The 14,601-nt window shown below is 73.9% G+C and carries 8 protein-coding genes; 3 read left to right on the top strand and 5 right to left on the bottom strand.

The features are described from left to right. Positions 1–310: 310 nt before the first annotated feature. The 5 genes from rbsK to NRK68_RS09175 form a co-directional block, all read right to left on the bottom strand. A complete protein-coding gene (rbsK, locus tag NRK68_RS09195) occupies positions 311–1,246 on the bottom strand; it encodes a ribokinase (RefSeq protein WP_183064984.1) in 936 nt (311 codons plus the stop codon). Next, the gene (locus tag NRK68_RS09190; protein WP_444465703.1) at positions 1,243–2,802 is read right to left on the bottom strand and encodes an ADP-ribosylglycohydrolase family protein; all 1,560 of its coding nucleotides are present in this window, start codon (positions 2,800–2,802) and stop codon (positions 1,243–1,245) included. Before NRK68_RS09190 ends, rbsK begins: the two co-directional genes overlap by 4 nt. A 563-nt stretch (positions 2,803–3,365) precedes the next feature. Beyond that, entirely contained in the window at positions 3,366–4,511 is a 1,146-nt protein-coding gene (locus tag NRK68_RS09185; protein WP_183064983.1) for an ADP-ribosylglycohydrolase family protein, read from the bottom strand. Positions 4,512–4,518: 7 nt separating this feature from the next. Then, positions 4,519–5,958: an ADP-ribosylglycohydrolase family protein gene (locus NRK68_RS09180; protein WP_183064982.1), complete on the bottom strand. Its 1,440-nt coding sequence runs from the start codon at positions 5,956–5,958 to the stop codon at positions 4,519–4,521. Further along, positions 5,955–6,950, bottom strand: a complete 996-nt coding sequence (locus NRK68_RS09175; protein ID WP_183064981.1) for an ADP-ribosylglycohydrolase family protein — start codon at positions 6,948–6,950, stop codon at positions 5,955–5,957. Before NRK68_RS09175 ends, NRK68_RS09180 begins: the two co-directional genes overlap by 4 nt. A gap of 273 nt (positions 6,951–7,223) precedes the next feature. Here NRK68_RS09175 and NRK68_RS09170 point away from each other — a divergent pair, with 273 nt between their 5' ends. The 3 genes from NRK68_RS09170 to NRK68_RS09160 all read left to right on the top strand — a co-directional run bounded on the left by NRK68_RS09170 (position 7,224) and on the right by NRK68_RS09160 (position 14,374). Then, a complete protein-coding gene (locus tag NRK68_RS09170; protein ID WP_183064980.1) occupies positions 7,224–7,955 on the top strand; it encodes a VIT1/CCC1 transporter family protein in 732 nt (243 codons plus the stop codon). Between the two features lie 427 nt (positions 7,956–8,382). Next, positions 8,383–12,921, top strand: coding sequence for a glutamate synthase large subunit (gene gltB / locus NRK68_RS09165; RefSeq protein ID WP_257857808.1), 4,539 nt, complete (start codon positions 8,383–8,385; stop codon positions 12,919–12,921). Next, positions 12,914–14,374 carry a glutamate synthase subunit beta gene (locus NRK68_RS09160; protein ID WP_183064979.1) on the top strand — a complete coding sequence of 487 codons (1,461 nt, stop codon included), beginning with the start codon at positions 12,914–12,916 and terminating at the stop codon, positions 14,372–14,374. Before gltB ends, NRK68_RS09160 begins: the two co-directional genes overlap by 8 nt. Positions 14,375–14,601 lie beyond the last annotated feature (227 nt).

Here is a 14,601-nt window from a genome sequence, read left to right as displayed (position 1 = left end):
GGTACGTGGTCGGCCTCGGTGGGCGTGGGGGTGGCTTCGGTGGGGCCGGGTGCGCGCCGGGGCGTCTCCTCGGGCGCCGAACGGTTCTCGGGGCCGGAATGTGGGGCCGTGGTGCGTTCGGCGCCCTGCGGGGATCGCCCCGGCACACCCCCGGCCCCGGCGGAGGCGGACGGCGCGGCCGTGGTGCGCTCGGCGTTGTGGGGGGATCGTCCCGGTACGTGGTCGGCCCTGGCGGTGGCGGACGGTGCGGGCGTGGTGTGTTCGGCGTTGTGGGGGGATCGTCCCGGTACGCTCCCGGCCCTGGCGGGGGTCATGAGGCGGCTCCGGTGTCGGGGTGGTGGTTGGCCTGCCAGTCGGCCAGGGCGAAGGCGTCGGTCTCGGCGCGGGTCGGCATCGAGTCCTGGGCGCCGTGGCGCTGCACGGAGAGCGCGGCCGCCGCCGAGGCCCAGCGCAGCGCCTCCGGCATCGGGCGGCCCTCGCCCAGGGCCACGGCCAGCGCCCCGACGAAGGTGTCCCCGGCCGCGGTGGTGTCCACGGCCCGGACCCTGGGCGCGGGCACGTTCAGCGGATCCCGGCCACGCGCCGCGTAGAGGACTCCGGCCGCGCCGAGGGTGATCACCACCTCCGGCACGGTGGCCAGCAGCGCCTCGGCGGCCTGCCGGGGGTCGGTCAGGCCGGTCAGGGCGGCCGCCTCGTGCTCGTTGGGCACGAGCAGGTCGGTCGCGGCGAGGAGTTCGGCGGGCAGCGGCTGGACGGGGGCCGGGGTGAGTACCGTACGGACGCCGTGCGCGCGGGCCGCGCGGGCTCCGGCGAGTACCGCGGGCAGGGGCAGTTCGAGCTGGAGGAGCAGGGCGCCGGCGGCGGCGATCCGGGCCTCGTCGCCCGCTTCCAGGGCGGTGACGCTGCCGTTCGCACCGGGGATGACGACGATGCGGTTGCCGCCCTCGTCGTCCACGGTGATGTGCGCGGTGCCGCTCGCGCCCTCGACGGTACGCAGGGCCGCCGTCTCGACCCCGGCGGCGGTGAGCGCGGAGCGCAGCCGTACGCCGAACTCGTCGGCCCCGACCGCGCCGATCATCACCACCTTCCCGCCGGAGCGGGCGGCGGCGACGGCCTGGTTGGCGCCCTTGCCGCCGGGGACGGTCCGGAACGCGCGGCCGGTGACCGTCTCCCCGGGGAGGGGGGCCTTGGGGACGTAGGCGACGAGATCCATGTTGGTGCTGCCGAGCACGGCGATGGCCGTCATGAGCGTGCTGCCTCCTGTGCGGTGAGGTGGGCGAGGGTGTCGAAGCCGATGCCGTCGAAGCCGGGGACGGTGGTGGCGAGGCGGTTCTTGAGGGGGGCGGTCCAGCGGTGCGGGATGCGCTGCGGCGAGCCGGTGAGCAGTCCGGCGAGGGCGCCGGCGGTGGCCCCGTTGGAGTCGGTGTCCCAGCCGCCGGAGACGGCTCGGCAGACGGAGCGGGTGAAGTCGCCGTCGGCGTGGGTCAGGGCGGCGGCGATCAGGGCGGTGTTCGGGACGGCGTGGACCCAGTGGTAGTGCCCGTAGCGGGCGTGCAGCCGGTCGACGACGAGGTCGAAGTCGGTTTCGTCGGCGGCCGTGCGGAGGCCGAAGCGGACGGCTTCGGCGAGGCGGGAGCGGGGCGGTACGGCGGCCAGCCCGGTGCGCAGCGCGGTGTGCACGTCGGCGCGGCCGGTGGCGGCCTCGGCGGTGGCGGCGGCGACGAAGAGGGCGGCGTAGAGGCCGTTGCCGGTGTGGGTCAGGGTGGCGTCCCGGTAGGCCTGGGCCGCGGCGGCGGCCGGGTCGCCGGGGTTGGTCCAGCCGTGGACGTCGGCCCGGATGAGGGCGCCGATCCATTCGCGGAAGGGGTTGTGGTGGGTGGCGGTGGCGGGGGGTTCCAGCCCGAGGAGGAGGTTGCGGTAGGCGATCCGCTCGGCGGTGAACGTACGCCCGGCGGGCAGCTCGTCGAGCCACAGGCGGGCGACGTCGGCGGTGGTGAAGGCCTTGCCGTGGCGCTGGAGCAGGAGGAGGCCCAGAAGGGGGTAGTTGAGGTCGTCGTCCTCGGGCATGCCGTCGATGTTCTCGGCGAGTGAGGTGGGGGCGGAGCGGCGGTTCCAGGGGTGCGCGGCCAGCAGGGCGGGCGGGACGCCGCGGGCGCTGAACCAGTCGTCCAGCGGCCAGTTGCCGGCGGCGCGGGCGAGGGCGCGGATCCCTTCGAGCGGCAGCTTCTCGACGGGCTTGCCCAGCAGACACCCGACGGCCCGCCCGACCCACGCCGCCTCCAGCCGCTCCCGCAGCCCGCGCCCGCCGGGCCGCCCGGGCCCGGCCGCGGAGCCGGCCTGCGGTGGGCGCGCCGCCGCCCCGCGGGCCGCGGGGGCGTCCGGGCGGGCGGGGGCCGCGCGGTCGGGCCCGGTCCCTGTGGCGGCAGCCCGCAGCGGGCGGGCCGGGCCGGAGGGTTCGGGGCCGGTACCGGCCCGGCTCGTCGCGGGGGTTGCCCGTCCGGGCGCAAGGGGGCCGGTCCTGGTGGTGGCAGCCCGCAGGGGGCGGACCGGTGCGGTGGGTCCGGCTGCCGGACCGGGGCCGGAGGGCTCCGGGCCCGTACCGGCCCGGCTTGTCGTGGGGGCGTCGTGGGCGGCGTGCGGCCGGGCGCCGGGTTCGGGGGGCTGTGTCCCGTCCGGGTCCCGGGGCCCAGGGCCGGCCGTCGGGTACGTGACTCCAGCGGGCCCGGGCGGGGTGGCGTGCGGCCATACCGGCTCGGGTGCCGCGGGAACGGGGGACCCGGCCGTCGCGCAGGCTGCGACGATGGCCGCCCAGCCGGTGGGCTCGTCGGCGGCCCAGGGGGAGGGGAGGCGGGCCAGTTCGTCCAGCAGGCGCGTCGCCAGCGCCCGCAGGTGCGGGGGCGCCGGGGTGGGGGAGGCCCCGGCGCGCTCGGGCGCCGGGTGGCCGCCCGCGGCGGACCAGGCCCGCAGGGCGGGACCGGGGTTCCGCCCGTCCTCGGCGGCCTGGCGCAACTCGTGCCCGACGAGATCCTCCGGCTGGGCCCAGGTCAGGCGTACGCCGTCGGCCGGTCCGGGGCCTGGGCCGTCGGGCCGTTCGGGTGCCCGGGCGGCGTCCGGGGTGTGGCTACTCGGCCCGGGCGCCGCCGCCGCGCGGGCCGCGGGGTGCGAGGCCAGTGACGGGGCCGCCTCGTCGCAGGCGTTCCGGCGGGTCGGGTCCGCGCGGGTGGGGCCGGGGCCGGTCACCGGCCGGGCGGCCGTCGGCCCTGCGGTCCCCACCGGGGCGGCGGCCCGGGGCGTGTCCGGGCCCGCGGTCGCTCGCGACGGTGGCGCGTCGGCGGGGGCGCGGACGGGGTTTGCCGGGGTGGGGGTCATCGGGGGGTTGCGATCTTGGTGAAGGCCGATTCGTGGGTGCGGCGGCGGGCACGGTCGCGGGCGAAGATCTCCCGGGCCACGGTGGCCAGCGCGACGGCCGGGGCGTGCAGGTCGAGGCGGCTGGCCTCGGCGACCTGCTTCGCCCAGACCGCCGGGACCACGGCCTCGCCGCCGAGGGCCCCGGCGATCGCCCCCGCCATGGTGGCGATGGAGTCGCAGTCCCGCCCGTAGTTGACCGCGCCGAGCACGGCCGCGTCGTACCGTCCGTCCGCCACGAGCAGCATCCCGAGCGCGATCGGCAGCTCCTCGATGGCGTGGAGCCGTGAGGGGCGGCGGGCGTCCAGCGACGGGTTGCGGTAGTCCGGGCCGACCGAGTCGTACGGGGCCACCGCCGCCCGCAGCGGGGCCAGCGCCGACTCGAAGTCCCGGTAGCCGGAGGCGACTTCGCAGACGGCCGAGATCGCCGCGCGCGTGCCGTCCTTGGCCAGGGACAGGGCCGCCTCCACCACCGAGGCGGCCGTCGCCCCCGGCAGGCACGCCGCCGCCACGGCCGCCGCGAACACCCCCGCCGCCTCCCGCCCGTACGACGACTGGTGCGCGCCGGCGATGTCGAGGGCCTCCGCGTAGGCGCCCGCCGGGTTGCCCGCGTTGGCGATGCCCACGGGAGCCATGTACATGGCCGCGCCGCAGTTGACGATGTTGCCGGTGCCGGCCTCGCGCGGGTCCGCGTGCGCGTAGTGCAGGCGGGTCACCATCCACTTCTCCGCGAGGAAGATCCGCTGCAACGGCAGGGCCTCCGCCTCCAGTTCGGGAATCCAGCGGGGGACGGACATCAGGTCGGGCACCAGGTGCTCGGCGACGGCGTACGCGTCGAGGTGGTCGCGTACGGCCTCGTAGACCCGTACCAGCGCGTGCGTCATCAGGGTGTCGTCCGTGACGTGTCCGTCGCCCTTGTGGTACGGGGCGATGGGGCGGGCGGTGCGCCAGTTCTCGTGCCACGGGCCGACGATGCCGTGGACGCGGCCGCCGTGCCGTTCGACGATCTGGTCCGGGGTCCATCCCTCGACCGGGCCGCCGAGCGCGTCGCCGACCGCGGCGCCGACGAGGGCTCCGCGGGCCCGGTCCTCCAACGTGAGCGTCATGTCCGAATCATCCCTTGGGTGAGGTGAGTTCCGTGTGCGCGAGGAGCGCGGCGAGTTCCACGAGGTCGGTGCCGGCGAGGCGGGGGAGGGCGCAGCCGGAGAGGGTGCGGCAGGCCTCGCGCCAGGCGGCGGGGATCGAGTCGCCGCCGCCGATCGCGCCGGTGAGCGCGCCGGCGAGGGCGGGGGCGGAGTCCGCGACGCGGGACAGGCAGGCGGCGGCCGGTACGGCCTCGGTCGGTCTGCCGCGGGCGGCGGTCGCGAGGGCGAGGGCCACGGGGACGGTCTCGGCGGCGGCGATGCCGTAGCTGTACACGTGGTCCACGATTTCGTGTTCGAGGGTCGGGACGATGGCGAACGCGCCGCCGTCGGCGTGGGCGCGCGCCAGTCCGACGGCGTGCCGGGCGTTGCGGCCGATCTCGGTGGCCTCCGGGAGCAGGGCGAGTGCGGCGTCGACGGCCGCGTCGACGTCGGCGGTGGTGAGGGCGGTGGCGACGGCGGCCGCCATGGCGCGGGCGCCGTGCACGCCGTCGCCGTCCTGGGTGTAGCGGGCGTCGAACTCGGCGAGGTCGGCGGCGGCCTCGGCGTCGCCGGGGTGGACGACGGCGAGGACGCAGGCGCGGACGCAGGCGGCGTCGTCGAAGTAGTGCGGGTTGTCGTGGCCGGTGGCGGGCGGTCGCAGGCCGGTGGCGAGATTGCCGAGGCCGGCGCGTACGGAGATGCGGGCGCGGAGGGGGAGTACGGCGGACTCGACCTCGGGGGCGCGTTCCGCGGCGGCGGCGACCTCGGAGGCGAGGGCGTTCCAGGCCAGGTCGATGGCGGCGCGCATGCGGCGGGAACGGGAGAGGTCGCTGAGGAGGACCCCGGCGGCGGTGAGGACGGACTCGGCGACGAAGGCCGCCCATTCGGCGTCGTCGGACGGGCCGAGGCGCAGCGGCTCGGGAGGCTGGTTGAGGGCGATGGGGACGGGGAGGGTGGTGGTGGCGTTCTGCTCGGCGAAGGTGTCGAGCTCGCGGGTGAGGCGGCGGGTCCACTCGGGCATCCGGCTGGCGCGGTGGCGGGCCGCGGGCCAGCCGGCCGCGTCGCCTGCGGCGAGCCCGAGGAGGAGCCCCTCGATGGGGCGCCGGTCCGCGACGTCCGGCCCGGTCCGCGCCTCCCCGGGGTGCGCGGCGGCCCGGATCACGGCCCGCAGCGGGACGGACGGGGCCCGTCCCGGCCCGACCGCCACCCCGGCCCGGTTTCCGGCGGCTTCCGCCGCCCGGCCCCCCGGCACAGCCTGCGGCCCTGCCTCGGTCCGGGCCCCCGCCGGTACGGCTAGCGGCCCGCGGTCCGGCGTGGCCGGGCCCGCCGCCGCGTCCGTCGGGGCAGGCAAAGGCGGCTGACCGTTCGGTGCGCGCTCTGCGGGGGCCGTGGGGGGCGGGGTGGTTTCGTCGGGGGAGTGGACGGTCATCGGGGGGCCTCGTATTCCGGGGTGAGGAGGTCCGCGATGTCCAGGACGTGGTAGCCCCGCATCGACGGGAGGCAGCTGCCGCGCACCGGGCCGATGGCCGAGCCCCACGCGGTGGGGATCGCCGCGGCCCCCGACATCGCGCCGGCCAGGGCGCCCGCCACCGCGGCCGTGGTGTCGGCGTCGCGGCCCATGTTCACGGCGGTGAGGACGGAGGAGGCGAAGTCCCCGCCGGAGGCGGCGAAGGCGCCGAAGGCGAGACCCACCGCCTCCGGGGCCAGGTCCGTCCACGGGTAGCCGCCGATGACCACCGCCGAGCGCACCGCCCGCTCCCCGCGCGGGGCGGCGGTGACCGCCCGGCGCAGGGAGCGGGCCGTCCACGAGTCGGACGGGATCACCGAGAGCGCGGCGGAGACCACGGACGCCGGGCTGCCGCCCGCCATGGCCACCGCCACGCCCGCCGCGACCGCCTGGCCGCCGTAGATGCCCTCGCCGTCGTGGCTGACCGTGCCGTCGATGGCGACGAGCCGCGCCGCCTCGGCGGGCCGTCCCGCCGCGAAGACGCCGAACGGCGCGGCCCGCATGGCCAGGCCGTCCGACCAGGCGTGCCGGTGCTGGGCGGAGATGGGCGCCGCCAGGCCCCGGCGGAGGTTCTCCAGCGTGCCGCGCTCCGAGAAGCCGGCACCCCGGAAGGGGCCTTCGTCGAGGTCCGCGATCCAGTGGTGCCAGGCCCGTTCGACGTGCGAGACGGTGAGCGCCGAGCCGTGGCGGGCCAGGAGCAGCCCCGAGAAGATCGCGTACTCGGTGTCGTCCGTACCGGCCGGGTCCTCCGACACGAAGCCCTCGATGCGGCCCCATTTCGCCCGGATCTCCGACGGCTTCATGTTCTCCGCGGGGGCGCCGAGCGCGTCGCCCACCGCGAGCCCCAGAAGAGCGCCCCTTGCCCGTTCGAGGAGGACCTGCGGATTGCATGCGATCAGCTTCACCGGCTCCATTGGCGCGCCTCTCCCCCTTGGATGGGGCTCATCGATGGGGCTCATCATGAACCCTTGGGGGATTTGTGCCATGTCATGCGGTTTGTCGCGCGCCGCGAAACACCCCGGGAAGTCCGGCGTCACCCGGTCGCCGAGGCGCAAAACCGCAGGTAAGTACGGCCTTCCTTGCTGGCGGGCCACAAAAATCGTGCGTAGTTTCGAGGTGTCCAGGGGGAGCGGGGCGCGTCATGGCGTCCGTTCGCACCAATGGGGAGATAAGGGGAGACACCACGCATGTCCATCATCGACATCGAAGCGCCGCTGCACACCGCGCACCGCGACAACCACACCCACCGTGACGTCAACGGTGGATGGCTGCGGCCGGCCGTTTTCGGTGCGATGGACGGGCTCGTCTCCAACCTCGCCCTCATGACCGGCGTGGCCGGCGGCGCCGTCTCCCCGCAGACGGTCGTCATCACGGGCCTCGCCGGACTCGCCGCCGGAGCCTTCTCGATGGCCGCCGGTGAGTACACCTCCGTGGCCTCGCAGCGCGAACTGGTCCTCGCCGAGCTCGACATCGAGCGGCAGCAGCTGCGCAAGCACCCCGTCGACGAGATGGAGGAGCTGGCCGAGCTCTACGTCTCCCGCGGTGTCGAGCCGGCGCTCGCCCGCGAGGTGGCCATGCAGCTGTCCCGCGATCCCGAGCAGGCGCTGGAGATCCACGCCCGGGAGGAGCTCGGCATCGACCCCGACGACCTGCCGTCGCCGATGGTCGCCGCCGTCTCGTCCTTCGGTTCGTTCGCGCTGGGCGCGCTGCTGCCCGTACTGCCCTACCTGCTCGGCGCCACGGCCCTGTGGCCCGCGGTGCTGCTCGCCCTGGCCGGGCTGTTCGCCTGCGGCGCGGTCGTCGCCCGGGTCACCGCCCGGTCCTGGTGGTACAGCGGCCTGCGCCAGCTGCTCCTCGGTGGCGCGGCGGCCGGTGTGACGTACATCCTGGGAACCTGGATCGGCGCAGCCATAGGCTGACCGCCCCCGGAGTGAGACACTATGCAGTACGCAACATAAGTAGTCCGTTACTCGGCGGTTTCGAATCCGTGTCCGCCGGGCATCACTCCAGGACTCCGGGCGGGCAACGATGCTCGCCCTGTACCGGGACCTTCGCCCCACGCACTACGCGGGGATGCGCGGGAACACGCCGGGACCGCCCAGCGCCACCCCGCTGTCCGCCCGTACGGCGGCGCGAAAGTCCCCTCTTTCTGCCTCGCGCAGTGTCCGCATGCTGGAATGGCATATCCGCTTCTCGGGATTGTCGTCATCATGTAATCTGCACGAAATTTCGCAGAGGGCCAACGTCGTCCCTCGGCTATGCACATATGCCACGACGACGACGGGAGAGCCGATGCGTTCCGCATCCACGCACTCCGCGACCGGCCTGAACACCGCCTGGTCGCCCATGGACGGTCGCCCCGCCCAGCAGGGCATGTACGACCCGCGCAACGAGAAGGACGCCTGCGGCGTCGGATTCGTGGCGAACCTCACCGGCGAGGCCACCCACACCCTCGTTGAGCAGGCCCTGACCGTTCTGCGGAACCTCGAGCACCGTGGCGCCACCGGCTCCGAGCCGGACTCCGGCGACGGCGCGGGAATCCTGTCCCAGGTGCCGGACGCCTTCCTGCGCGAGGTCGCCGGATTCGAGCTCCCCGAGGCCGGCGCCTACGCCGTCGGCATCGCCTTCCTCCCCGCCGACGGCACCGCACAGGCCGTCGCCGCGGAGCAGATCGAGGCCATCGCCGCCGAGGAGAACCTCACGGTCCTCGGCTGGCGCGAGGTCCCGGTCACCCCCGACCTGCTCGGCAATGGCGCCCGCGCCACCATGCCCGCCTTCCGCCAGCTCTTCGTGAGCAACGGAAGCACCGGCATCGAGCTGGACCGCAAGGCATTCGTGCTGCGCAAGCGCGCCGAGCGCGAGGCCGGCGTGTACTTCCCGTCGCTCTCCGCCCGCACCATCGTCTACAAGGGCATGCTGACCACCGGCCAGCTGGAGCCCTTCTTCCCGGACCTCTCCGACCGCCGCTTCGCCTCGGCGCTCGCCCTGGTCCACTCGCGCTTCTCCACCAACACCTTCCCGTCCTGGCCGCTGGCCCACCCGTACCGCTTCGTCGCGCACAACGGCGAGATCAACACGGTCAAGGGCAACCGGAACTGGATGAAGGCCCGCGAGTCCCAGCTCGCGTCCACCGTCTTCGGTGACGCCGCGCTCGACCGCATCTTCCCGATCTGTACCCCGGACGCCTCCGACTCGGCCTCCTTCGACGAGGTCCTGGAGCTGCTCCACCTCGGCGGCCGGTCGCTGCCGCACAGCGTGCTGATGATGATCCCGGAGGCGTGGGAGAACCACACCTCCATGGACCCGGCCCGCCGCGCCTTCTACCAGTACCACTCCACGCTGATGGAGCCCTGGGACGGTCCCGCCTGCGTCACCTTCACCGACGGCACCCAGGTCGGCGCGGTCCTCGACCGCAACGGCCTGCGCCCCGGCCGCTACTGGGTCACCGACGACGGCCTCGTCGTCCTCGGCTCCGAGGTCGGCGTCCTCGACATCGACCCGGCCAAGGTCGTCCGCAAGGGCCGCCTGCAGCCCGGCAAGATGTTCCTCGTCGACACCGCCCAGAAGCGGATCGTCGAGGACGACGAGATCAAGAACGAGCTCGCCTCCGCCGCCCCGTACGCCGAATGGCTGGAGACCGGCGAGATCGAGCTGACGGACCTGCCCGAGCGCGAGCACATCGTGCACACGCACGCCTCGGTCACCCGCCGCCAGCAGACCTTCGGCTACACCGAGGAAGAGCTGCGCGTCATCCTCGCGCCGATGGCCCGTACCGGCGGCGAGCCGCTCGGCTCCATGGGCACGGACTCCCCGATCGCGGCCCTGTCCGAGCGCCCCCGGCTGCTCTTCGACTACTTCACCCAGCTGTTCGCCCAGGTCACCAACCCGCCGCTGGACGCCATCCGCGAGGAGCTCGTCACCTCGCTGCTGTCCTCGATCGGCCCGCAGTCCAACCTGCTGGAGCCGACCGCCGCGTCCTGCCGCAGCGTCACCCTGCCCTTCCCGGTGATCGACAACGACGAGCTGGCCAAGCTCATCCACATCAACGCCGACGGCGACATGCCCGGCATGAAGGCCGCCACCCTGTCGGGCCTCTACCGGGTCTCCGGCGGCGGCGACGCACTCGCCGCGCGCATCGAGGAGATCCGCGCCGAAGCCGACGCGGCCATCGCCAACGGCGCCCGCCTGATCGTCCTCTCGGACCGCCACTCGGACGCCGAGCACGCGCCGATCCCGTCGCTGCTGCTCACCGCCGCCGTGCACCACCACCTCATCGCCACCAAGCAGCGCACCCAGGTGGGCCTCCTCGTCGAGGCCGGCGACGTCCGCGAGGTCCACCACGTCGCCCTGCTCATCGGCTACGGCGCCGCCGCGGTCAACCCGTACCTCGCCATGGAGTCCGTCGAGGACCTGCTGCGCGCCGGTACGTTCATCGAGGGCATCGAGCCCGAGCAGGCCATCAGGAACCTGATCTACGCGCTCGGCAAGGGCGTGCTGAAGGTCATGTCCAAGATGGGCATCTCCACCGTCGCCTCCTACCGCGGCGCCCAGGTCTTCGAGGCCGTCGGCCTGAACGACGAGTTCGTCGAGACCTACTTCAACGGCACCGCCACCAAGATCGGCGGCGCCGGCCTGGACGTCATCGCCAAGGAGGTGGCCGCCCGCCACGCCAAGGCGTACCCGGCCTCCGGCGTCACCGCGACGCACCGCGCGCTGGAGATCGGCGGCGAGTACCAGTGGCGCCGCGAGGGCGAGCCGCACCTGTTCGACCCGGAGACGGTCTTCCGCCTCCAGCACGCCACGCGCAACCGCCGGTACGACATCTTCCGGCAGTACACGGACCGTGTGAACGAGCAGTCCGAGCGCCTGATGACGCTCCGCGGCCTCTTCGGCTTCAAGTCCGACCGCCCGTCGATCTCCGTCGACGAGGTCGAGCCGGTCTCCGAGATCGTCAAGCGCTTCTCCACCGGCGCCATGTCGTACGGCTCCATCTCCAAGGAGGCGCACGAGACCCTCGCCATCGCCATGAACCAGCTGGGCGCCAAGTCCAACACCGGTGAGGGCGGCGAGGACCCGGAGCGCCTGTACGACCCGGCGCGCCGCTCCTCCATCAAGCAGGTCGCCTCCGGCCGCTTCGGTGTCACGAGCGAGTACCTGGTCAACGCGGACGACATCCAGATCAAGATGGCGCAGGGCGCCAAGCCCGGCGAGGGCGGCCAGCTGCCCGGCCACAAGGTCTACCCGTGGGTCGCCAAGACGCGTCACTCGACGCCCGGCGTCGGCCTGATCTCCCCGCCGCCGCACCACGACATCTACTCCATCGAGGACCTCGCCCAGCTCATCCACGACCTCAAGAACGCCAACCCGGTCGCCCGCATCCACGTGAAGCTGGTCTCCGAAGTCGGCGTCGGCACGGTCGCGGCGGGCGTCTCCAAGGCCCACGCGGACGTCGTCCTGATCTCCGGCCACGACGGCGGTACGGGCGCCTCCCCGCTCACCTCGCTCAAGCACGCGGGCGGCCCCTGGGAGCTCGGCCTCGCCGAGACCCAGCAGACCCTGCTGCTCAACGGCCTGCGCGACCGCATCGTCGTCCAGACCGACGGCCAGCTCAAGACCGGCCGCGACGTCGTCATCGCCGCGCTGCTCGGCGCCGAGGAGTTCGGTTTCGCGACCGCGCCGCTCGTCGTCTCCGGCTGCGTCATGATGCGCGTCTGCCACCTGGACACCTGCCCGGTCGGCATCGCCACGCAGAACCCGGTCCTGCGGGACCGCTTCTCCGGCAAGCCCGAATTCGTCGTGAACTTCTTCGAGTTCATCGCGGAGGAGGTGCGTGAGCTCCTCGCCGAGCTGGGCTTCCGTACGATCGAGGAGGCCGTCGGCCACGCCGAGCTCCTCGACACCACCAAGGCCGTCTCGCACTGGAAGGCGCAGGGTCTCGACCTGGAGCCGCTCTTCTACGTGCCCGAGCTGCCCGAGGGCGCGGTCCGCCACGCCCTGATCGAGCAGGACCACGGTCTGGAGAAGGCCCTCGACAACGAGCTGATCGAGCTCGCGGCCGACGCGCTGAACGCCGAGACCGCGGAGGCGGCCCAGCCGGTCCGCGCCCAGGTCGCCATCCGGAACATCAACCGGACCGTCGGTACGATGCTCGGCCACCACGTCACCAAGAAGTTCGGCGGTGCGGGCCTGCCCGACAACACCATCGACCTGACCTTCACGGGCTCGGCCGGCCAGTCCTTCGGCGCCTTCGTCCCGAAGGGCATCACCCTCCGCCTGGAGGGCGACGCCAACGACTACGTCGGCAAGGGCCTCTCCGGCGGCCGCATCGTGGTCCGCCCGGACCGCGCCGCCGACCACCTCGCCGAGTACTCCACCATCGCCGGCAACACCATCGGCTACGGAGCCACCGGCGGCGAGATGTTCCTGCGCGGCCGCACCGGCGAACGCTTCTGCGTCCGCAACTCCGGTGCCCTGGTCGTCTCGGAGGGCGTGGGCGACCACGGCTGCGAGTACATGACCGGCGGCACGGCGGTCGTCCTGGGCGAGACGGGCCGCAACTTCGCGGCCGGCATGTCGGGTGGCGTCGCGTACGTCATCGACCTCGACCCGAACAACGTCAACGTCGGCAACGCGGGCGCGGTCGAGGCCCTGTCCGACACCGACAAGCAGTGGCTGCACGATGTGGTGCGCCGCCACGAGGAGGAGACCGGCTCGACCGTGGCCGCGAAGCTCCTGGCCGACTGGTCCACCGCGGTGGACCGCTTCAGCAAGATCATCCCGACCACGTACAAGGCAGTGCTCGCCGCCAAGGACGCCGCTGAGCTCGCCGGACTCTCGGAATCCGAGACCACGGAGAAGATGATGGAGGCGGCGACCCATGGCTGACCCGAAGGGCTTCCTCACCACCACCCGCGAGACCGCCTGCTCCCGTCCCGTCGCCGACCGGCTGAAGGACTGGAACGAGGTCTACGTCCCGGGCTCGCTGCTGCCGATCATCAGCAAGCAGGCCGGCCGCTGCATGGACTGCGGCATCCCGTTCTGCCACAACGGCTGCCCGCTGGGGAACCTGATCCCCGAGTGGAACGACTACGCCTACCGCGACGACTGGGCGGCGGCGTCGGAGCGGCTGCACGCGACGAACAACTTCCCGGAGTTCACGGGCCGCCTGTGCCCGGCCCCGTGCGAGTCGGCGTGCGTGCTCGGCATCAACCAGCCGGCCGTCACCATCAAGAACGTCGAGGTCTCGATCATCGACAAGGCGTGGGACAACGGGGACGTCACCCCGCAGGCCCCCGAGCGCCTGTCCGGCAAGACCGTCGCCGTGATCGGCTCGGGCCCGGCCGGCCTGGCCGCCGCCCAGCAGCTGACCCGGGCCGGCCACACCGTGGTCGTGTACGAGCGCGCCGACCGCATCGGCGGCCTGCTGCGCTACGGCATCCCCGAGTTCAAGATGGAGAAGGTGCACATCAACCGCCGCATCGAGCAGATGCGCGCGGAGGGCACCAAGTTCCGCACCGGCATCGAGGTCGGCCGTGACATCACGGCGACCGACCTGCGCAAGCGGTTCGACGCGGTGGTCGTCGCGGCCGGTGCCACCGTCTCGCGCGACCTGCCGGTCCCGGGCCGCGAGCTGAACGGCATCCACTTCGCGATGGAGTACCTGCCGCTCGCGAACAAGGTCCAGGAGGGCGACTTCCTGGCCCCGCCGATCACGGCCGAGGGCAAGCACGTGGTCGTCATCGGCGGCGGCGACACCGGCGCGGACTGCGTGGGCACCGCCCACCGCCAGGGCGCGGCCTCGGTCACGCAGCTGGAGATCATGCCGAAGCCGGGCGAGGAGCGCAGCGCCAACCAGCCGTGGCCGACCTTCCCGATGCTCTACAAGGTCACCTCGGCCCACGAGGAGGGCGGCGAGCGGGTCTACTCCGTCTCCACCACCCACTTCGAGGGCGACGAGGACGGCAACGTCAAGGCCCTCCACCTGGTCGAGGTCGAGTTCGTCGACGGCAAGCTCGTCCAGAAGCCCGGCACCGAGCGCGTCCTCCCCGCGCAGCTGGTGACCCTGGCGATGGGCTTCACGGGCACCGACCAGGCGAACGGCCTGGTCCAGCAGTTCGGCGTGGAGCTGGACGCCCGCGGCAACATCGACCGCGACGCCTCCTACGCGACCAATGTCGACGGCGTCTTCGTCGCCGGCGACGCGGGCCGCGGCCAGTCGCTCATCGTCTGGGCCATCGCGGAGGGCCGCTCGGCCGCCCGCGGCGTGGACCGCTTCCTGACCGGCAGCAGCACCCTCCCGTACCCGGTCAAGCCGACGGACCGCTCGCTGACGGTGTAGCCCTCCCGGACGCCGTCCTCGCACCGTTCGGCCGTGGGGCGGCCTCCCGGGCTTCGCCCGGCTGCGCCGGCCTCCGACCGGCGGTGCGGGCCGGGCCGACCCGGCAAGCGCCCCCGCCTCGCGAAAGGCGGGACCCCTCATACGGTCCGTACAACGGCGTACGGAACACCCGACACGGCGCCCGCCACGTCCCCGACCAGGGGTGGCGGGCGCCGTGGCGTTCCGCG

The sequence above is a fragment of the Streptomyces yangpuensis genome (assembly GCF_024666385.1).
Taxonomy (GTDB): domain Bacteria; phylum Actinomycetota; class Actinomycetes; order Streptomycetales; family Streptomycetaceae; genus Streptomyces; species Streptomyces yangpuensis.
Note: the sequence above shows the minus strand (reverse complement) of the source record. Positions and strands in the feature narration are given on the sequence as shown.